Annotated in this window: 14 protein-coding genes; 13 read left to right on the top strand and 1 reads right to left on the bottom strand. The window is 52.7% G+C overall.

Annotated features, from left to right (window positions below):
- The first annotated feature begins 18 nt into the window (after positions 1-18).
- The 9 genes from GYMC10_RS23625 (at position 19) to GYMC10_RS23575 (ending at position 13,432) form a co-directional block, all read left to right on the top strand.
- Positions 19-2,001 carry an S-layer homology domain-containing protein gene (locus tag GYMC10_RS23625; protein ID WP_041622046.1) on the top strand — a complete coding sequence of 661 codons (1,983 nt, stop codon included), beginning with the start codon at positions 19-21 and terminating at the stop codon, positions 1,999-2,001.
- Positions 2,002-2,247: 246 nt separating this feature from the next.
- The gene (gene tetA(58), locus GYMC10_RS23620) at positions 2,248-3,279 is read left to right on the top strand and encodes a tetracycline efflux ABC transporter Tet(58) subunit A (protein WP_015736852.1); all 1,032 of its coding nucleotides are present in this window, start codon (positions 2,248-2,250) and stop codon (positions 3,277-3,279) included.
- Positions 3,276-4,091 (top strand): tetracycline efflux ABC transporter Tet(58) subunit B, encoded by an 816-nt coding sequence (tetB(58), locus tag GYMC10_RS23615; RefSeq protein ID WP_015736851.1) that lies wholly within the window; start codon positions 3,276-3,278, stop codon positions 4,089-4,091. Before tetA(58) ends, tetB(58) begins: the two co-directional genes overlap by 4 nt.
- Positions 4,092-4,531: 440 nt before the next feature.
- Positions 4,532-5,791, top strand: coding sequence for a tyrosine--tRNA ligase (gene tyrS / locus GYMC10_RS23610; RefSeq protein WP_015736850.1), 1,260 nt, complete (start codon positions 4,532-4,534; stop codon positions 5,789-5,791).
- A 301-nt stretch (positions 5,792-6,092) separates the two neighbouring features.
- Positions 6,093-7,193: an NAD(P)H-dependent flavin oxidoreductase gene (locus GYMC10_RS23600; protein WP_015736849.1), complete on the top strand. Its 1,101-nt coding sequence runs from the start codon at positions 6,093-6,095 to the stop codon at positions 7,191-7,193.
- A gap of 422 nt (positions 7,194-7,615) precedes the next feature.
- Positions 7,616-10,324, top strand: a complete 2,709-nt coding sequence (locus GYMC10_RS23595; protein WP_015736848.1) for a LuxR C-terminal-related transcriptional regulator — start codon at positions 7,616-7,618, stop codon at positions 10,322-10,324.
- A gap of 112 nt (positions 10,325-10,436) precedes the next feature.
- Complete coding sequence (locus GYMC10_RS23590; RefSeq protein ID WP_015736847.1) at positions 10,437-11,357, top strand: NAD(P)-dependent alcohol dehydrogenase; 921 nt, start codon at positions 10,437-10,439, stop codon at positions 11,355-11,357.
- A gap of 406 nt (positions 11,358-11,763) precedes the next feature.
- Positions 11,764-12,732 carry a helix-turn-helix transcriptional regulator gene (locus GYMC10_RS23580; protein ID WP_015736846.1) on the top strand — a complete coding sequence of 323 codons (969 nt, stop codon included), beginning with the start codon at positions 11,764-11,766 and terminating at the stop codon, positions 12,730-12,732.
- Positions 12,733-12,811: 79 nt separating this feature from the next.
- Positions 12,812-13,432 carry an SRPBCC family protein gene (locus tag GYMC10_RS23575; RefSeq protein ID WP_015736845.1) on the top strand — a complete coding sequence of 207 codons (621 nt, stop codon included), beginning with the start codon at positions 12,812-12,814 and terminating at the stop codon, positions 13,430-13,432.
- A gap of 385 nt (positions 13,433-13,817) precedes the next feature.
- Here GYMC10_RS23575 and GYMC10_RS23565 read toward each other — a convergent pair whose 3' ends face one another.
- The gene (locus GYMC10_RS23565; RefSeq protein WP_015736844.1) at positions 13,818-14,465 is read right to left on the bottom strand and encodes a hypothetical protein; all 648 of its coding nucleotides are present in this window, start codon (positions 14,463-14,465) and stop codon (positions 13,818-13,820) included.
- 726 nt (positions 14,466-15,191) lie between these two features.
- Between GYMC10_RS23565 and GYMC10_RS23560 the strand changes: the two genes are divergently transcribed.
- The 4 genes from GYMC10_RS23560 (at position 15,192) to GYMC10_RS23545 (ending at position 19,947) form a co-directional block, all read left to right on the top strand.
- Complete coding sequence (locus GYMC10_RS23560; protein ID WP_015736843.1) at positions 15,192-15,374, top strand: GapA-binding peptide SR1P; 183 nt, start codon at positions 15,192-15,194, stop codon at positions 15,372-15,374.
- A 349-nt stretch (positions 15,375-15,723) separates the two neighbouring features.
- Positions 15,724-16,578, top strand: a complete 855-nt coding sequence (locus tag GYMC10_RS23555; protein WP_015736842.1) for an NAD-dependent epimerase/dehydratase family protein — start codon at positions 15,724-15,726, stop codon at positions 16,576-16,578.
- Between the two features lie 463 nt (positions 16,579-17,041).
- On the top strand, positions 17,042-18,343 hold the full coding sequence (locus GYMC10_RS23550) for a hypothetical protein (RefSeq protein ID WP_015736841.1): 1,302 nt from the start codon (positions 17,042-17,044) through the stop codon (positions 18,341-18,343).
- 122 nt (positions 18,344-18,465) lie between these two features.
- Entirely contained in the window at positions 18,466-19,947 is a 1,482-nt protein-coding gene (locus GYMC10_RS23545) for a stalk domain-containing protein (RefSeq protein WP_015736840.1), read from the top strand.
- Positions 19,948-19,980 lie beyond the last annotated feature (33 nt).

Raw genomic sequence — 19,980 nt, 5'->3', positions numbered from 1 at the left:
CCGGTGCCCGGGGACGAAATGAAGCAGTATGAGATATATGATCATTGGGATTTTGAGGATACCTGGTACCTGTATAACGGGCAGACGCTGCCGTTTCTGCAATGGGAGGATCCGTTTGAAAGAACAGTTGTCACGATGGATTCCCAAGCGTTGGATGTTGGGGACAGTACTCAAATGGTAGTGACCGCTAATCATCAAAAACAGTCGTCGTTTATTGCAACGAATAACGCAGATTATGCTGTCAGCGAGGGAGAATCTATTGTTGATGTTGATCAAGAGGGACAGGTTACAGCGAAAGCTCCAGGGAAAGCGGTGATTAGCGTCTCGTTGCACGGCGAAATCACCCGGATTGAAGTAACTGTTCATCCGTATATGATCACAGGCGTCATGGAGCCTAAAGCGTTAACTGTCGCTAACGGAACGCCCGTCGATGAAATAGGTTTGCCGGGTACTGTCCAAGTGACGTTGAGCCCGGGTCAATTGAGGAAATCTGCTGAGGTGGAATGGAGCTTCGCAGATGAGAATCATCCTTATCAGGCTGCAATCCCAGGCATCTATGTCTTCACGGGCAGTTTGGTGAATTTAACGGAAGATATGGCGAATCCGGATCGTATGAAGACAACGATCCATGTAACGGTGGGGCAAAGGTTTATCGTCAAGGTGAACGATATTCCAGCTATCCGGGTAAGCCACGGTACTAAAAAATCCTCCATTCCTCTTCCTGAGCAGGTAGAGGTTAGATTAAGTCATGGCGGTACTGCCAAGGCAAATGTGACTTGGGACCATGAAGAACCGGCGTATAATGGCGGGCAAGCAGGTGACTACATTTTCAAGGGCTCCTTGGAGTTGTCGGAGGGCGTTATCAACCCGGATCAATTACGTGCAGTTGTTCATGTCACCGTTCTTGAAAAAAGCGGGGATGGAGGTTCAAGCGGAAGTAACGACTCCGGGGTGAGCGGCGGGACAGATGAACTGCCGGACAACACATGCGTAAACGGAACGGAAGGAAAAACGATTCCATTTCCTATTGGTAGGATCATTATACCGAAGAGTGCTTGGAACGCGGGGTTTTGTCTCAACTTTAAGGTTATCCAGGACACTGGCGGGCTACCATTACCTGAAACCGATCGGTTTGTCGGCCAAGTGATCGAAATTACGAAGAATTGGACTGGAGCTTTTCACAAAGAGGTCACCCTCAACTTACAATTTGGAACCGATGCCGTCAACCATGAAGAGGATGCCGTGAGTCTTTATTGGCTCAACGAAAAATCGAGCGAATGGATCGAACTAAAGAACATCATAGTGGATTGGGACCAGGGGACCGTGACCGGGTCAATCGATCATTTGGCCAAATTTGCGGTGATTGCTACAACGGTTAAAAAAGAAGCCGATGTCAACCCTGAGAGAGAGTTCACCGATCTTGAGGGCCATTGGGCTAAGGACATGATTAACCAGTTGGCTCGAATCGGCTTCATTCGTGGTTATTTGGACGGCTCCTTTAAACCTGAACGTCCCATTAGCAGAGCGGAATTTGTATCCCTGCTCGTTCATTCCCTCAGCATGGAGGAGAGAAGCGGACATGTTTTCCCCGATACGTATGGCCATTGGGCACAAGATATGATTGCGACAGCCCAAGCCTACGGGATCATCGAGGGATATACGGCAACGTACTTCGGAGTGAATGATCCGATTACACGTGAGCAGATGGCCGTAATGGTTATGCGATGGGCGGGATTATCCGCAGTGGAAGGAACGCCGGCATTTATGGATCAGGATAGCGTTTCCTCATGGGCCCGTGAAGCGACGGCGGCAATGTCGGAGCAGGGAGTCATGACAGGCTATCCAGATGGCAGTTTTCTTCCTAAGAAAAAAGTAACCCGTGCTGAGGCCGTGGTCCTTCTCCTCCGAGCTATGGAATTGAAAAGGCCCGTACGAGACGACCGTGTTATGAACTCGGGTGAGTTGGATGAACAGACGGCCGCTGCAAGTAAAGGACATTGAGATCAAGCAGAATTTTTAAAATACCCCGGATCGCGCGAAGAGCGTTGAACGACGGGGTATTTTTATTGTCTGCGATTCCAACCAATCAACTAACTAAGCCCGCTTGTCGTGAAACGGGTTTGAAGCAATTCATATATTCCGCCAAAGTTTGTTGCAGACAGCCTATTCTTTCCCCGGTTTACATTCCGTTTAAATAGCGGTGATACGATTCAAACATCATCCATTAGCGAAGAGGAGGAAATCATAATGGAGCATGGATACAAAAAGAAAATAGAGCCAAACCCTGGTGACTTGGCCGTTGAGGCTTACGGGCTGGTCAAAACGTTCGGCGATAACCGCGCCGTGGACGGCGTGGATTTGAACGTACGCACCGGAACGATCTACGGTGTGCTTGGTCCGAATGGGGCAGGCAAGACGACCACCATCCGGATGCTGGCGACCTTGCTAAGACCGGATGCGGGTTCGGCCCGAATCTTCGGGCACGATGTGCAATCGGAATCGCAGATCGTCCGTCAGTTGATCGGGGTAACCGGCCAATATGCGTCGGTGGACGAATCGCTCAGCGCTACGGAGAATCTGATCATCTTCTCCCGCTTGTTGGGGCTGGGACGCACGGAGGCACGGCGCAAGGCGGATGAGCTGCTTGAGGAATTCGGTTTGTCGGAAGCCGCGAAGCGTCCGCTCAAAAATTTCTCCGGCGGCATGCGGAGAAGACTGGATCTGGCGGCAAGTCTCATTGCCCAGCCGCCGCTTATCTTCCTGGATGAACCGACGACAGGGCTTGACCCGCGCACGCGTTCCCAGATGTGGGATACGATCCGCCGTTTGGTGAAGACCGGTTCAACGGTGCTGCTGACCACGCAGTATCTGGAGGAGGCGGACCAACTGGCAGACCGGATCGCCGTTATTGATTACGGACGGGTTGTGGCCGAGGGGACGGCCGATGAACTGAAGATGTCGGTAGGCACTTCCTCACTGCATTTGACTGTCCAGGATTCACGGGACATGGATCGCGCCCGCCATACCGTGGAACAGGTGCTGGGCGTCCATGCCAATGTATCGCCGGAAGCCGGAAAGATAACGGCGCCGATGGCTAATGCGGGCCTTGTTACAGACCTGTTGATCGAACTGCGCACGGCAGGAATCGGTTTATCCGAGATGAGCGTGCAGAAGCCGACCCTGGATGAGGTGTTCCTGACGATCACCGGCCACGGCGTGAAGGAAGACGCCCCCCAAGGGGCTTATGAATCCAATGATAGAGAGGTGGCACGGATATGAGCAGCACCATGATTCAGCCTGGGACGGAACGTCGACTCAAAAATCGCACGAGTTTCGGTCAGACGGTCCGAAATTCATTGACAATGGCCTACCGCGGGCTGCTGAAGCTTCGGCGCACGCCCGAGCAGTTGTTTGACGTCACGTTTCAACCCATTATTTTCACGCTGATGTTCACCTATATTTTTGGCGGCGCCATCTCCGGCGACGTGGCGAGTTATTTGCCCGTCATCATTCCCGGCATCCTTGTCCAGACCGTCATTACGACCTCCGTCGTCACAGGCGTGCAGCTGCGCGAGGATATGGATAAAGGCGTATTCGACCGGTTCAAATCGCTGCCGATTGCGCGCATCGCACCGCTGGCAGGTGCCCTGCTGGCAGATACGATTCGTTATACCATTGCAACGGTGCTTACCTTTACGATGGGATACATTATGGGATATCGGCCCGAGGGCGGCTTGGGATATGTTGCTCTTGCGGGGTTGGTCGTCATTTTGTGCTCATGGGCCATTAGCTGGATCTTTGCTTTCTGCGGCGTGATTGCAAGATCCGCCTCCGGCGTGCAGGGGATATCGATGATCGTGCTGTTTCCGCTCACGTTTCTCTCCAATGCGTTCGTGCCGGTGGATACGATGCCGGGCTGGCTGCAGTGGTTCGTGAACATCAACCCGATATCGCATCTGGTGACGGCTGTCCGGGATCTAACGAACGCCGGAACCGTGGGCTGGGATCTGACGATATCCTTGGTCGGCGCCGCGGTCATCGTGGCGATCTTTGCTCCGATCACGGTTCGTGCATACATGCGCCGCACCTGATATCCTGGGACTCCTCCCGCGATATTTACCCATGCTGCCGGGGGAAGCAGGACATCCGTCCAAAACGGAGTTGACATCGATTTATTAATTCACTATACTGTCTGTAATCTTATAAGCGACATACGTTGAAAGAGCCCAGTAGCAGCTTGGTCCCTGTTCTAGAAAGCCGGGGGGCGATGGAACCCGGTACAAACCAACGCAGCGAATTACACTCTGGAGTATCTCGGGTAATGCCGAGCGGAAACGGCGAACGATACCTCGTCTAATGAGCGGCATGAATGGCGCGCGGCAAGCGTTGCAGACCATTCGTGCAATCTGGGTGGTAACACGGTTATTAATCGTCCCTATGTCTGTAACAGACAAGGGGCGATTTTTTGTTTTTTCAACAGATGGGCGTTTCGTTATAAGGAAAAATTATGTATTGAAGGAGTGTTAACGCTGTGAATATTATCGACGAACTGGAATGGCGCGATGCGATCAACCAACAGACGGATGCCGAAGGCCTCCGGGAGCTTACGAATGAAAAGTCGATTTCGCTGTACTGCGGCGTGGATCCTACGGGCGACAGCATGCATATCGGTCACCTGATTCCCTTCATCATGCTCAAACGCTTCCAGCTTGCCGGCCATCGACCGGTCATTCTGATCGGGGGCGCAACCGGCACCATCGGGGATCCAAGCGGACGTCAAACCGAGCGCTCCCTGCAGACGCTGGAGCAGGTTCAAGCTAACGTGGACGCGCTGACCGGACAAATGAAAAAGCTCTTCGTGACGGAGGGCGACAATCAAATCCGCATGGTCAACAATTACGACTGGACGCATAAGATCAACATTATCGAATTCCTGCGCGATTACGGGAAGAACTTCAGCATCAACTCGATGCTGGCGAAGGACGTGGTTGCGAGCCGGCTTGACAGCGGGATTTCGTTTACGGAATTCTCATACCAAATCCTGCAGTCGGTCGATTACCTGCATCTGTACCAGCATGAGGACGTGCAGCTGCAAATCGGCGGATCGGACCAATGGGGCAACATTACAAGCGGACTGGATTTGATCCGGAAGAAGGAAGGACCCGAAGCCAAAGCCTTTGGCCTGACCATACCGCTCATGCTGAAGGCCGACGGCACGAAGTTCGGCAAAACGGCCGGCGGCGCGATCTGGCTTGACCCGAACAAAACGACGCCGTTCGAGTTCTACCAGTTCTGGGCGAACACCGACGACCGCGACGTCGTCAAATACTTGAAATACTTCACCTTCCTGACCAAGGAACAAATTGACGAGCTGGCCGAAAAGGTGCAGAGCGAGCCGCATAAACGCGAAGCGCAAAAAACGCTGGCCGAGGAAATGACGAGATTCGTGCACGGCGAGGAGATGCTGGAGCAGGCCAAGCGCATCACGGCGGCTCTGTTCAGCGGCGATATTAAATCGCTCACGGCCGATGAGATCGAGCAGGGCTTTAAGGAGATGCCGACATTCGAAGCAACGCCGGAAACGAAGAATATCGTCGATTGGCTAGTGGATCTGGGCATCGAGCCTTCCAAGCGTCAAGCCCGTGAGGATATCACCAAAGGCGCGATCTCGATGAACGGCGAGCGCGTCAGCGATTTGGACCACGAGGTGACTGCCGACCAGGCGATTGGCGGCCGGTTTATCATCATTCGCAAGGGCAAGAAAAACTACAGTTTGGTGAAAATGTCCTAGAAGAGTTACTATCAGGGAAAAGGGTCTCCCCGGACGAACGCACCCGCAAAAGCCGCTAAACACGTTTCATGTGCTTAGCGGCTTTCGTATGATCAGGTTAGCCAGAGTCTTCTGGTTGGCCTTTTTACTAGAGCTGCGAAAGAATAACTTCCGAGGCTTACCCTCCTGATCTCGCCAGTAAACATTTGCTATAAGCGGTCTGTCTTCGAGAGGGTTCGTCGATTGACGTTTTTCTTTTATTTGAAAGTTTCCCTCTTTTAATAGGATAATATCCTTAGCGTTAAAGGAGGTAGATGATATCATGAACATTCAACTGCAGACCGAGCTGTGCGATCGGTTTGGCATCCGCTATCCGCTTATACTGGCTGGAATGGCCGGGGGACCGACAACCGTTGAGCTGGTCGCCGCCGTATCCAACGCTGGCGGGCTCGGTACGCTGGGTGCGGCTTACATGGAGCCGGCTGCCATTCGCGATAGCATCCAGGAAATCCGCAAGCGGACGGATCAACCTTTTGCCGTCAATCTTTTTGCGTCCCGGGCCTCGGATCGCCAGGAGCGAATCGAAGATGTTCAACAGGAGTTAAACCGGATGCGCGGCGACCTTGGCATTCCCCATGCGGGGTCGGATCACGTAACAACGCCCGATTGGTTTGAGCAGCAATTCGCGGTTCTGCTAGAAGAGAAGGTGCCCGTTATCAGCACGGCATTCGGCATTCCGGATGGGCCCCTCATGCGACAAGCGAAAGAAGCTAAGCTGCTTGTGGTTGCAATGGCAACCACGGTCCGCGAAGCCATCCTGGCCGAACAAGCAGGCTGCGACGCCGTCGTTGCCCAAGGCAGCGAAGCGGGGGGACATCGAGGCACATTTGATATTTCGGATCACCCGATGGGGGCCCAAATCGGAACATTTGCTTTGGTGCCGCAGATCGTGGACCGGGTCAAGATCCCCGTCATTGCCGCCGGGGGCGTCATGGATGGACGCGGACTCGTGGCCTCGCTTGTTCTTGGCGCCCAAGCCGTTCAGATGGGTACGCGGTTTCTGACGGCGGCCGAATCGGGTGCGCATGAGGTTTACCAGCAAGCGCTGCTTCGCAGCACGGAAGAGAGCACGGTCATTACCAAAGCGTTCTCAGGGCGGCCGGCGAGAGGCATCCGCAATGCCTTCATTAAGCAATGGGATGCAAGCGGCATAGAGCCGCTGCCTTTTCCTACCCAGAATACGGTGACCCGCGATATACGAAATGCAGCCAATCGCCAAAGCAATCCGGAATATATGTCCTTATGGGCAGGGCAAGGCACAAGAGGGCTCACTTCGGGGCAATCGGCAGCAGATATCGTAGCCGAGACAATCCGGGAAGCGCTGTTGATATGTCCAAATCGTAACTCTGACGATGTGAGCTGAGAGAGGTTATGCGTCAAAACTTAAGGAATTCATCATGCAGCAGGCCGCCTAAGGAAGAACCTTTGGGTGGCCTGCCAGCCTTTTATCAGAAATCGTAAGTATCTCCGCCAAACTTGAAGGATGGCTTGATCATCATATAAAACCTTCTCACTAATTTCGATACTTCAACCGTTCAGTCGGAATCGCTGCATTACGTTGTTCTCTCTTAACGCCTATCACCTCGCCTTTGAATCGGACTCCTGTTAAAGCGCTCTAATTATAAAATCTTTCATCGCATGCCTAATCCTTCCAATCATGCTTCCGGTTCGACTGCAGCGGGCGGATGTAGCGCATAAGAGGGAAAACCCTGCATCCGTCGAACACTTAAACATAGTAAACAATAAGTTGAAAACTGCTGCAATGACGGCATATCGGGGGTTATGATGTCCACGACGATTTTGTCCACGAAATTATATATTCCTTCTCCCCGGTCCCAGGCTGTCCTTCGTCCCAGGCTGATCGAACGTTTGAACGAGGGGCTGCGTCAGCACCGGAAGATGACCATGATTTCCGCCTCTGCTGGCTGCGGCAAAACCACGCTGCTCAGCCAATGGATCGGGGGCTGCCCGCAGCCCGTCGCCTGGCTGTCATTGGATAAGGGGGACCGGGAGCCATCCAGATTTTTAACTTACCTCTTGGCTGCCCTGCAAACCATCGGGGTTGATGTCGGAGAGAGGATGGTGAGTACACTCCACGCGCCGTCACCGCATCCTCTGCCGGTCGAAGCCATCGTTATGGCCATGCTGAATCAAATCACGGCCAAGCCGGACCGTTTCATTCTCGTGCTGGATGATTACCACGTGCTTGATTCCAAACCGATAGACCGCGCCCTTGGCTTTCTCATTGAGCACATGCCGCCGCAGATGCATGTGGTTATTGCCAGCCGCAAGGATCCCGATCTGCCCGTGGCCCGGCTCCGTTCTAGGAACCAGCTGACGGAAGTGCGGACACCGGATTTGCGGTTCACCTCCACTGAAACCTCCGAATTCATGTGGCAGGTGATGGGGCTGGACCTGTCAAGGGAGGATGCGGCGCTTCTTGAATCCCGTACGGAAGGCTGGATCGCCGGCCTGCAGTTAGCGGCGCTGTCCTTGCAGGGCCATCCAGACGCTGCCAGCTTCATTCGATCCTTCAGCGGCAGTCACCATTACGTGCTGGACTATCTGATTGAAGAAGCGCTGCAGCAGCAGCCTGAGAGCGTGCAGGATTTTTTGCTGCGCACCTCCTTTCTCGACCGGATGTGCGGTTCCTTGTGCGAATACGTGCTACAGGGGGAAGCCGGCGATTCCCCGGTGACCGCCGTTTCCGGACAAGAAACCTTGGAGTACCTGGAGAGGGCCAACTTGTTTATCGTTCCGCTAGATAACGAGAGGCGCTGGTACCGGTATCATCACTTGTTCTTGGATGCGCTGCGGCAGCGTTTGTCCCGAAAGGGTGTCTCTGCGGTTGGCGGGAAGAGGGATGTGTCCGACTTGCATCGCCGTGCCAGCGACTGGCATGAACGACATGAGCTTCTGCTGGAAGCTTTCCAGCATGCGATTGCCGCGAAGGATGTGGATCGGGCCGCGCGTCTGATTGAAGGGGAGGGGATGCCCCTGGTCTTCCGTGGAGCAATCCACCCTGTGCTCGATTGGCTGGATTCCCTGCCGAAGGCGGAATTGGACGCAAGGCCCGCGCTTTATGTCATGCATGCCTCCGCTCTCCTGATGGTCGGCCAAATGAACGGCGTCGAACATAAACTTCAAGCTGCCGAGGTTCATCTGCAAGCCGGGGAGGACGGCAATATCCGGGATCTTATCGGACATATTGCCTCCATACGTGCCACGCTTGCCGTCAGCAAGCATCAGCCGGAAGTCATCATGACGGAATCGCGACGGGCCTTGGAATATTTAAGTCCGCATAATCTGCCTGTCCGCACGGCCGCGATGTGGACGCTGGGATACGCTTACCAGCTCCAGGGCGATCGTGCCGCGGCAGGGCAAGCTTATCATGAGGCCGTTGCCATCAGTCAGAAGATCGGACATTTCATGATCGCCATGATGGCAACGCTAGGACTCGGACTTCTTCAGGAAACGGATAATCAATTATATGCAGCGGCCGTGACCTATCGACGCGTTCTGGAGTTGGCGGGTGACCCTCCGCCGCCGGCAGCATGCGAAGCGCATTTGGGCCTGGCCCGAATCTGCAGTGAGTGGAACGATCTCGATGCCGCTGAACGGCATGGGCTGAAGGCCCTTCAATTAGCCGCGCAGTTTGATCAAACCGACAGAGCCGTGGCTTGCGAGGTGTTTCTAGCGAGGCTGAAGCTATCGCGAGGAGAAGTGAGGGAAGCAGCCGCCATGTTAGCTAAAGCGGATCGCCTCGGGCGTCAGCAGCAGTTCATGAGTCAGCTGCCCTTCATTGCCGAAGCTCAGGTGCTTGTCCTGCTTCAACAAGGTAATTTCGGTGAAGCCTCCCAGCTGGCGCAGGAGCATGGGCTCCCTCTCAGCCAGGCCAGAGTTTTGTTGGCTAAAGGGCAGGCGGGGGCTGCTCTGGCGATCATGGAACCCTTGCTGGCGCAGATGGAAGCTAAGGAATGGGCCGACGAGCAGCTTAAGGTCATGGTCGTGCTGGCCCTGGCTCTGCATGCCCAGGGTGATAGGCTGAAAGCTGCCCGGATCGCCGCAAAGGCTGTGGCGAAGGCCGAGCCCGGCGGTTTTATCCGGTTATTCATCGATGAAGGGCCGCCGATGCAGGAGCTGCTCAGAGCAGCATCTGCCAGCCAACCGATACGAGATGCAACCGGAACCCAACCGATGCATGATTATCTGGAGAAGCTGCTGCATGCTTTTGAGATGGAAGGACTGGAAAGCGCGGGCAAGTCCTCTCCAAGCCAGCTTCAGCTTGCAGAGTCTCTGATAGAGCCCCTAAGCCGACGGGAATTGGAGGTGCTGCGTCTCATTGCCCAAGGACTTTCCAATCGTCAGATCAGCGAAAAGCTTTTTGTTGCGCTTAGTACCGTCAAAGGGCATAACCGGATCATATTCGATAAACTTCAGGCTACCCGCCGTACCGAAGCTGTTGCGCGTGCGCGCGAGCTGGGCTTGCTGTAGGTGACAGCCCGGTTTGAATACCGTATTTTATTCGAAAACCATACTAAAGTATCTATATCCCGGTGCGTCTCGGCAGATATACTGATTGCAAAAGCAGGTTTGGAGGAAACCCATGAAAGCAATGGTATGCACCGCATACGGACCACCGGAGGTGTTACAGCTCCAGGAGGTAGCGAAGCCTATTCCTAAGGATCACGAAGTTCGGATCAAAATTTATGCCACTACCGTCAATTCGGGGGATTGCCGCGTGCGAGGATTTCGTAGTCCTCTATTGTATAAAATTCCCATGCGATTGGTGCTGGGTCTGAGGAAGCCAAGACAACCGATACTTGGGGTGGAGCTGGCGGGGGAAGTGGAAGCGATAGGCCAGGATGTTACCCGGTTCAAGATCGGCGATCAGGTTCTGGCATTCAGGGGAATGCGATTTGGCACGTATGCGCAGTACATCTGTATGCACGAAGACGGGATGATCGTAATGAAGCCGGAGCACGTGACTTATGACGATGCGGCCGCGATCTTTTTCGGAGGGACGACGGCCCTGCATTTTTTTAGAAAAGCGAACATCCGGCAGGGGCACAAGGTTCTGATCTATGGTGCATCCGGCGCGGTGGGGAATTTAGCCGTACAGCTTGCCAAACATGCGGGAACCGTGGTTACCGGCGTTTGCAGCACCGTGAATGTAGAGCTGGTGAAGTCGCTCGGAGCCGACCAAGTCGTGGATTATACCCAAGAGGATATTTCGAAAAGCGGGGATCGGTACGACATCATTCTGGACGCGGTCGGCAAACTGCCGAAATCCCGTTGCAAGCATTTGCTTGCCGCGGGCGGGAGTTATGTAACGGTAGAAGGGCAGGGAGTAGCCAAGGTGCTGATGGAGGATTTGCGACGGCTTACGGATCTGCTTGGGGAAGGGAAGATCAAACCGGTCATCGATAGAAGGTATGCATTGGAGCAAATCGCCGAGGCACACCGATACGCGGATACAGGGCGTAAGAGGGGCAGTGTTGTCATCACGGTGGGGCATGATCATTGAGGAAAGAAAAGTTGACTTCGCGATGCGCATGAAGTATGACAGCCGATGAATGAGGAAACGTCGTTATTCACGGTGCGCATGAGAGTGACAGCAGATGAAGCAGGAACCGTCGTCGTTCACGATGCGCATGAGTATGACAGCCGATGAAGCAGGGCATCATCTTTCCGTTACATCTAGTCGACAGCCATCCAAGCATGCCACTGACCACGTACCGTGCGCGTGGGAGTAGTGTGCACGATGTACAAAATCAGGCCGATCCTGCAGCGGGTCGGCTTTTCTCATTGGGAGCGCTGGACAACGTCAGAGCGCAGCAGCAGGAAGAATATCTCCAAACCTTCTAAGGAAGTGAGATATAATAGAACAAACGGCAAACGAAGGAATTCCAAGGGAAGGACGGCTGCACACGATGTCCAAAGCGGATAATATGCTGGCAATTCTTTGGCTGCTGAAATCGCGCAAAAGAATTTCGGCAAAACAGCTATCGGAGGAACTGGGCGTTCACATCCGAACGATTTACCGGAATATCGATGCCCTCTGCATTTCGGGAGTGCCTGTCATTTCGGAGATGGGACGCGACGGAGGGTACTCCATTCCGGATCATATCAAGCTTGAGCCCTTGTTTTTTGATGCCGATGAGCAAAAAGCGCTTCTTCATGCAGCAGCATTCGCCCGGGAAGCTGGGTATCCATCCGAAGAGCCGCTGAATCGGGCCATATCCAAAATCAAACGATATACGAATCCGGAGCAGTTGAAGCGTTTGGAGCAACAGGAGAACAGTATCGAGGCCATCCATCCGCCTGCAGCCTCCGGGCTTACCTCCATACTGCATGAGATCGAAGCCGGGATCGACCGGCAAACCAGTCTTGAGATCGATTACACAACAGGCTATGATGGCGTTAAGCAGACACGGACCTTAGATCCTTATGGGCTCGTTCACTGGAAGAGCAAATGGTATGCAGTTGGCTATTGCCATCTGCGCGGTGAAATTCGCTCCTTCCGTGTCGACCGCATGGGCCAGATTCGACCTACCGACGTCGTGTTTGACCGCCCGGCGACATTTTCCCCGCGTGAATTTTTATTGGACAGCCTGTTGACGGAGCAAGGCTCCGAATCCAATCCCCATTTGGTTTCCGTGCATATCCAAGGCATCCCCCAAGCTTTGGACGATTTATGCGGGCATTGGCTGCTCGGCCACGCGCTCGTCGAACGTACGGCGGAGGAGGCGGTGTTTAGACTGGATGAGTCTACGTTGTATACGCAAGTTGCCTACTATCTTCTATCCTTCGGCGGTAAGATTCGCATCGTCGGGCCCGAGGAGCTGAAATCAGGTTTGGCCGATATTGCCGAGTCGTTATTCAAATATTATCAAAGCTGATGATAAACACTGACCTTCTTTGTCAGTGTTTGTGTTATATAATGAACTCCATCAGATCGTATCAGGAGGAGAGCGCGCGATGGTTGGCTCCATTTTTAAACAAGAAGTGATAAAGGCAACGGAACGTTCGTGGGAAGCATGGGTCGTAGCCCTTGGGCAGGAAGTGGACCCGCTCTGGTCCCATGAGCAGATCAGAAACCACATTGTCGAGCAGCATCAGGTATCCGGGGAGTGGGGCGAATGGATCGCGACGATGTACGAACAGCTGATGGGCCGGATGCCTGTCGGGGTTACGAAAGATGCCGGGGTTCAGTTCGGGGTCAGGAAAACGATGGCCGTGACGAAGGAGAGCTTGTGGGATTTCCTCACGTCTCCAGAGGGCCTGTCATTATGGATCGGAGCTGTCCCTTCTCTGGAACTGCGGGTCGGGCAGGAGTATGAGTCAAAGGAAGGCGTGTCCGGCAAAATTACGGTAGTCGTCCCTTACCATAAGCTGCGCCTGACCTGGAAACGTAAGGAGTGGGACAACCCGTCCCGGCTGCAAATCTATGTGCTGTCCACGAAAACGGGAAACACGACCATCGCGATCCATCAGGAGATGTTGGATGACGTTTATGTGCGAGAGATCATGAGGCGTTTTTGGGATGAGACGCTGATTGAGATCCAGCATCAGGTGGAGGGCAGAAGTAGTGAGGTTTGAGGACTGAGGTTCCGTTATTTTGTAGGTACGGGCTCGCGTTGGTGACCGTTGCAACTGATGAGGACCGAGGTTCCGCTATTTGGTCTTAAATGGCGAATTTTGGGTTATATGAGGACACCAGATCCGCTATTACTTAGAAAATGGCTGATAATCATGGTGTTTAGAGTAAATAGCGGATCCTGTGTCCGGAAGTTCGGATAAAGTGGCTGTTTTTTTCGAAATAACGGATCTGGTGTCCACTTAGTGCAACTAATATTCTCTCTTGGATATCTGCAATATGGCCGGTACCCAATTCACAAGCCCCCTCCTTGCTGTCCTCATATTCCCGGTTGGAATATTGCGCCTCTTCTTCCAATAAATATTATGCCCCCATCATTACTACCATTTACAAGCGGAGTTTATAGGTCCGGGCTCGTTGTTCTCCGCTTGCGATGTCCAGAATCCGGAGCTCGACCAGTTTATGCAATAAGCGTCGAGTATGCCGATCACTCACCCTAAGATGATTAGCGAGTTCCAAAGGGGTTATCGGGCGCAGAAGTCGACGGGCAAATCGCACAGCTTCAGCCTCCAGCCAGCTTAATGATGCAGGTACATCGGTTGCAACGAATCTGCCGACGAAGGATAGGATGAGCTGCTGGCACTGCTTTGGCTCTTCGACGATGGAGGGATAGGCTATGGGAAGGAATGTCCAGCCATCCAGTGCCAATAAACAATGACGGCGGCATAAATCCTTAAACCTTCTGACGTCCAGATCGCGGGCATGCGGTCCGTACCCTTGTATTTCGATGCCTCCTCTAGCATCACCTGGCATATAGGCAAGGTCCAAATAACGATAACCATTGCTGAAATCGCGTACTTCCCATTCCGGATGCAAGTCATTGAAATGACCGATCGCTGGAAACCATACGGAACGCAGAAACTCGACGGTGCCATGGCCTAGGCCTTTATTAAGGATTTCGAGCCTGCGGGGATTCTTTTCATTGAGGATATTCGTGTGTATCCAGAGCTCATATTGTTGATCGAACCGTGACATGATCAGTTACCCTCCTCAGTATAAGACGGAATGCGATTTTGCTAGAAAATAAAAAAGCCGCCCCATACAATGCAACCCCAATCCTTCATTGGGGCACTTTGCATAGAAGCGGCGTGTTCTTCACGTCCTTATGTTGGCTAGTATAACTTGTGTTTTGCGGGTTTAGCAATAGGTATTGTTCTCATGATTGAAGGGATACCGATATTCGAATCCTAATTACATCAGTCTATATCGACCATGAAAAAATGTCCCTGATGAGAAGCCGATGCAATGCTGGCTAAATCATGGGGCTTTTTTATTGGTTTCACTACACTATAAGCCGCCTTGCGGATATCAGATGGACATTATCTTTCGGTACCTCTGTACGAGCTCATTTGTATAAAGGGGTGAGGTGAAGTATCCCAACCAGCACAAGCGATTAAAAACTCAATGACTGCGACATATCCCCTCCACAAGGCATGATGGACACTGAGGAGACACGGAACGATAGTTTGTTTAATATGACGTCATATATAATGAAAATAACTATTTTTTGAATATATATTGTGTATTATATATTTATGGTGTACATTAATTACAACCGATTCATATTTAACATGCTTAATTGGAGGTGAATCGAACCCAAGAGAAGAAGCGGAAATGGAGGTTCGGTCTGTAGGTAAGCAGGAAGCACATGGCTGGGAAGTTCTGAACACAAATCTGATACCAAGAGAGGATGAGTGAAGCATGAAACATTCCGTTAAAAAGGTGAATATGGGTGTCATCCTATGCAGACATTGCAACGCTCTAATCGATACGGTGGATACGAATCGAATCGCGACCTTTTATGGCGTATGCAATCAACCGGAATGCCGGCAGCAGCGCAGCGCTACGAATGCGTCGATTCGTGATGTAACAGAAGAAGAGTAAATGGACGGGAACCGGCTATTATTCTCAAGTGAACGCGCCACTTTTATGTGGTGCGTTTTTGTGTTATGCGAATACGGCGAGGATCCACCCGGCTTGGCTAAAAAGAGTTTGTAGTGCGCTTGACTCGCTTTGGCTGCTTCCGGGTTAACCATGTTGATCATCTGCGCCGGGGATGAATTGGCACGGTCTGCCCGATGAAAAGTGGCCCTTAAGGATGCTTATCCATCATGCTAAGATGGAACTGCAATTCCAATTTCCGACAGGACCAGGACCCCTTAATGTCTTTCACTCTCGAAGGGGAAGGGTTCCATTCATTTTATATCTAACGAACAGGAGGTTGTCAGTTTATATGAACATATTTGTTGCAGGCTCTACGGGAATCATCGGCCAGCAGCTGCTTCCCAAGCTGGTGCAAGCCGGTCATAAGGTTACAGGCATGACCCGCAATAATCAGGGTAAAGGGTTGATCGAATCTTGGGGAGCAAGAGGGATCGTTGCGGATGCTTTTGACCGCGAAGGAATGATCGCCGCAATCGGGGAGATCCGGCCGGATGTCATTATCCATCAGCTTACTTCGTTAAGCCAATGGAATCTGGAGGATAATGCCAGGATTCGGATAGAGGGGACGCGTCATTTGGTGGAAGCCGCTCAAATCCATGGCGTTAAGCGAATGATTGCCCAGAGCATTGCTTGGGCGTACGAGCCGGGAGAGCATCCCGCCACCGAAGACGCCCCCCTGGATGTTCAGGCGCCTGTACCTCGCAAGTCGACGATAGACGGTATCGTATCGCTGGAGCATGCCGTTGCCCAAATGCCGAGCCACGTCATTCTAAGGTACGGAATGTTCTACGGACCCGGCACGTGGTACGACGCCAACGGAATCATGGCGGAAAAAGTACGAAGTCGAGCTCTGCCGGCAACGGATGGCGTTCAGTCCTTTCTCCATGTCGAGGATGCGGCGATTGCCGCTCTGCTGGCATTGGACTGGCCGTCAGGCCCGGTCAACATCGTTGACGATGAGCCTGCTGCGGGAACGGCATGGCTGCCGGTGTATGCCGATGCGCTGCAAGCACCAGCCCCGGCCTATCAAGCGGGGAGCAAGCGCGGCGAGCGCGGCGCATCCAACGCCAAAGCCCAGAAGGAGTATGGCTGGCAGCCGCTCCATCCCACGTGGCGAACCGGACTAGCGCAATCGCTGAGGTGAAAGAGCTTAACTGTCCGCCGCCAGGCTGGCGTTTAAGAGTTGATACGCTCGGAGTATGCATTCCCCCCTTTCTCGTTTTCATTTCTCTGCGTGAACAACTCCCTGATGTAACAGGTTTTTGTACATCGTGCGCACTGCTCCCTGCGCGCACGATGCGTGGTTCGGGGCATGCTTGGATGGCTGGTCGGCCATATGCTTCATGAAGGATCGCTATTTTCGGTAATATGCGTTTCCGTTGAATATTGCGTATTCATAGACGTTAACCGATCTCGCCTTTCTTGTGGTGATAGATCCCGAAGATAAGAGAGCTCCTTGTTGATATGGGAATGAAAAGAAAGCTATAGTTAATAGAGGAAATTCATGGCCATGAGAAAACAGGCCGGGCTCCAGCTGAGGTGGACTTACCATAGAATAGGGGCCGGGCTCCAACTGAGTGAACTTACTAGAATAAGGAGGGGACCGCATGACAGAACGGCTGCCATGCCGTAGCGAAGGATGTTCGGCAACGATATTGCCGGCAACCGCGGCCAAAACCGGAGGTTATTGCATGCCGTGCAAGCAGGAGATGGAGCGCGCAGAACGGCAGCGTTACATAGAACAGCACCGGAGAGATATCGACTTGTACGAGGGGATAACGGACCCGGTAGAGATCCTTAAGATCATGCATGCCCCGGTGAAGCGTGATCCATTAATCAGATATATTCCCTATCATCTGAAAAGAGAAGAGGTATATTCCGCTTTATCTGCGGGTGATGCCAACCGCATGCTGAATGCAGCCCTTGAACTGCTCGAATCGGGCGATGAGGACACCTGCCAGGAGATTCTTGTGTCCCTGATCTGCTATCGGGACTACTCGTTTGAATCCTGCATACCGATACTGCTGGAGCGGGGGATCTATTACCCCGGCATTTTATTCAAAGATGCATCTGTCCATAGCCGGGATGAACTGCTTCAACAAGTGGAACAGGACAAGGATAACCGCAACCATCTGCTCTTGGCCTTGGCTTGGATCGGCGATGATCAGGTTGTGCGCCAATTTCAAGAATGGAGGTCCGATCCTCCATCTTGGGCTAAGGAGCTGTATGTCCCGCCTGAAGCTTATGCGCATGAGGGGGGCTGGGAGCTCACGGAGAATGGGAGCAAGCGCCGACTATACTACCATGACAGCTACGCCATAGCGAAAATAGTGCCATCAGAAAGCACTTATGCAGCGGAACCCGAGCCCGCACAATTTTTGAAGGAGGATTCCGCTTCCTGTCCATGGTGCGGAAGCAGCCTGACCATTTTGGCAGATCTGGACATCAGCCATCCGAAGCTTCGATTCCTGGGGTTGTCCGGAGAGAGGCTTCGGGTGAGCACCTGCGTGATCTGCAGTTGTTACGATACGATCTACATGGATGTGGATTTCCACGGAAAATCCGAATGGAGCCAGACTAATATTAAACCGGAATATGTGCCTGGGCCTGATTCCGGGGAGGATGAGCGAAGCTTTACGTCCGCGGGACGCTCCTTGCGGATTGCGGACAAGCCTCGCAGCAGCTATTATGCCGCCTATTGGGTGCTCGGTCCGGCGGTCTCGCAAATCGGCGGTTATCCGGCTTGGATCCAGGACGCCGTCTATCCTTCCTGCCCTTGCTGTTCCCGAAGCATGACATTCATCGGGCAGCTGGATTGGGAACAGATCGAGGAGTACGGGGAAGGCATCTATTATATGTTCCTGTGCGCGGACTGCAAGGTCACGGCAACTCTATTCCAACAAACATAGGCTGAATCCTGCCATGTTTGAGTAACGGCTTCTAGCTATCAGCAGCGGGTATACTATTTTTTCCCTACCATCTTTTGATATGGTAGTATATACCATTATAGTGAGAATTGGAGGCCTCATTCATGAAGAAATTGAATGGCAGAGTAGCTTTTATGTTAGTGACGATACTATTAGCAGTCAATTGTACGGTGCTGGGCGCTGCGGGAGCAGCGGAAGCAACGAATGTAGATTCCCGCTCCATACCGGTAAGCGTGGCTGGGGGCAGCGGACATGGTGTTGCGGCATGGAGCGACGGCTCCGTGACCGCCTGGGGTTATAACAAGTCAGGTCAAGTAGGTGACGGGACCAGCATTCATCAATTGGTGCCCAAGCAAGTCGCGGGTCTGACTGATATTATTCAGGTGGCGGCAGGCGACAATTCTTCATTTGCCTTGGACAAGAACGGGGACGTGTGGGCTTGGGGCGATTATTACTCGCCTTATATTAACGGGGATCCGTTGTTGCCTTTCCAAAAAAGGGGAGGGCTGATCAAGCTGGAAGGACTTAAGGATGTAGCCAGCCTGGCCATTTCAAACCATGGTTCTGTCGCATTGCATAAGGATGGGTCTGCAACGATATGGAGTCCGACGTTTGATCCGAATGATCATTTAAAGATGACGTTAAAATACTTTCCTATCAAGGGAGTCACGAATGCAAAAACAATAGTGGTCGCCGGACATGAGGCCCTGATTCTCGGTAAAGACGGCAGCGTCGATATGTTAACGGTATATAATAGTTTCTACGACCGGTTCCGCCTGGAACGCGAGTTTCGCGAAGTTAAACCGCTGGTTGCTTCCTCCATTACCGGAATCGCCGCGCATTGGTATGACGTGTTTCTGCTGCATGAGAACGGGACGGTGCTGCGCTGGAATGTGAATACGAAGCAGCAAGCGCCGGCTGCGGTGAAGGGATTAAACGATATCCAAGAGATAAGAACGGGGAACAACCGTTTATTTATGCTTAAAAACGACGGCACGGTCTGGCAGTGGAATTACAACGATCCGACGGCAAAGCCTTTTCGAGTGAAAGGTCTGACAGGTATAACGGCACTTTGGGGAAGCAAGGGATATACCGGTTATGCAACCAATCAGGACGGCAAGGTGCTGGCTTGGGGAGAAGAGAAATATCAAGGCAGCGGCTCGCCTAACGAGAACGATGGGAATCCGGTCATGGTGCAGCCTCCTTTATCTTGGACGGTAAACGGACAAACGGTTAGCTTCTACGGTTCTTCTGCCATGGTGGAAGGCAAGCTGTATGTACCGTATAATAGCGTATTTGAAGCCCTGGGGATCAAAGTGAAGCGCGGACAGTCCAATCCGGATCCGAAACACGGAAATCAGCGGTTTCCGATATGGTCTTTCTCTTATGGCGGAAATACCGTATCCATTAAATCCAGTGATCCTGCCGTTGTATTGGTGAACGGGAAGGTGACGCGAGAAGATGCCAGCGTTCCATTCCTGGCGAATTCGACCATGTTCCCATTGGAGTTGATCACATCAAAACTTGGCATTCCGATGTCCTGGAATAAGACGACAGGCGAAGTGATTCTGGGGAAAACGCCATAAGAATAGGATGAAGGCACGCCCAAACGGCGTGTC

The sequence above is a fragment of the Paenibacillus sp. Y412MC10 genome (genome assembly GCF_000024685.1).
GTDB classification, from domain to species: domain Bacteria; phylum Bacillota; class Bacilli; order Paenibacillales; family Paenibacillaceae; genus Paenibacillus_AQ; species Paenibacillus_AQ lautus_A.
This window is presented reverse-complemented; position numbering and strand designations above follow the sequence as displayed.

Excerpts from the sequence above, each read along its gene's own strand:
- GYMC10_RS23625 (WP_041622046.1), top strand. The coding sequence starts at position 19 with ATGAAGCAGTATGAGATATATGATCATTGGGATTTTGAGGATACCTGG.
- GYMC10_RS23575 (WP_015736845.1), top strand. The coding sequence starts at position 12,812 with ATGGTTGGCTCCATTTTTAAACAAGAAGTGATAAAGGCAACGGAACGT.
- GYMC10_RS23560 (WP_015736843.1), top strand. The coding sequence starts at position 15,192 with ATGAAACATTCCGTTAAAAAGGTGAATATGGGTGTCATCCTATGCAGA.
- GYMC10_RS23595 (WP_015736848.1), top strand. The coding sequence starts at position 7,616 with ATGTCCACGACGATTTTGTCCACGAAATTATATATTCCTTCTCCCCGG.
- GYMC10_RS23600 (WP_015736849.1), top strand. The coding sequence starts at position 6,093 with ATGAACATTCAACTGCAGACCGAGCTGTGCGATCGGTTTGGCATCCGC.
- GYMC10_RS23590 (WP_015736847.1), top strand. The coding sequence starts at position 10,437 with ATGAAAGCAATGGTATGCACCGCATACGGACCACCGGAGGTGTTACAG.
- GYMC10_RS23545 (WP_015736840.1), top strand. The coding sequence starts at position 18,466 with ATGAAGAAATTGAATGGCAGAGTAGCTTTTATGTTAGTGACGATACTA.
- GYMC10_RS23565 (WP_015736844.1), bottom strand. The coding sequence starts at position 14,465 with ATGTCACGGTTCGATCAACAATATGAGCTCTGGATACACACGAATATC.
- GYMC10_RS23550 (WP_015736841.1), top strand. The coding sequence starts at position 17,042 with ATGACAGAACGGCTGCCATGCCGTAGCGAAGGATGTTCGGCAACGATA.
- GYMC10_RS23555 (WP_015736842.1), top strand. The coding sequence starts at position 15,724 with ATGAACATATTTGTTGCAGGCTCTACGGGAATCATCGGCCAGCAGCTG.
- GYMC10_RS23580 (WP_015736846.1), top strand. The coding sequence starts at position 11,764 with ATGTCCAAAGCGGATAATATGCTGGCAATTCTTTGGCTGCTGAAATCG.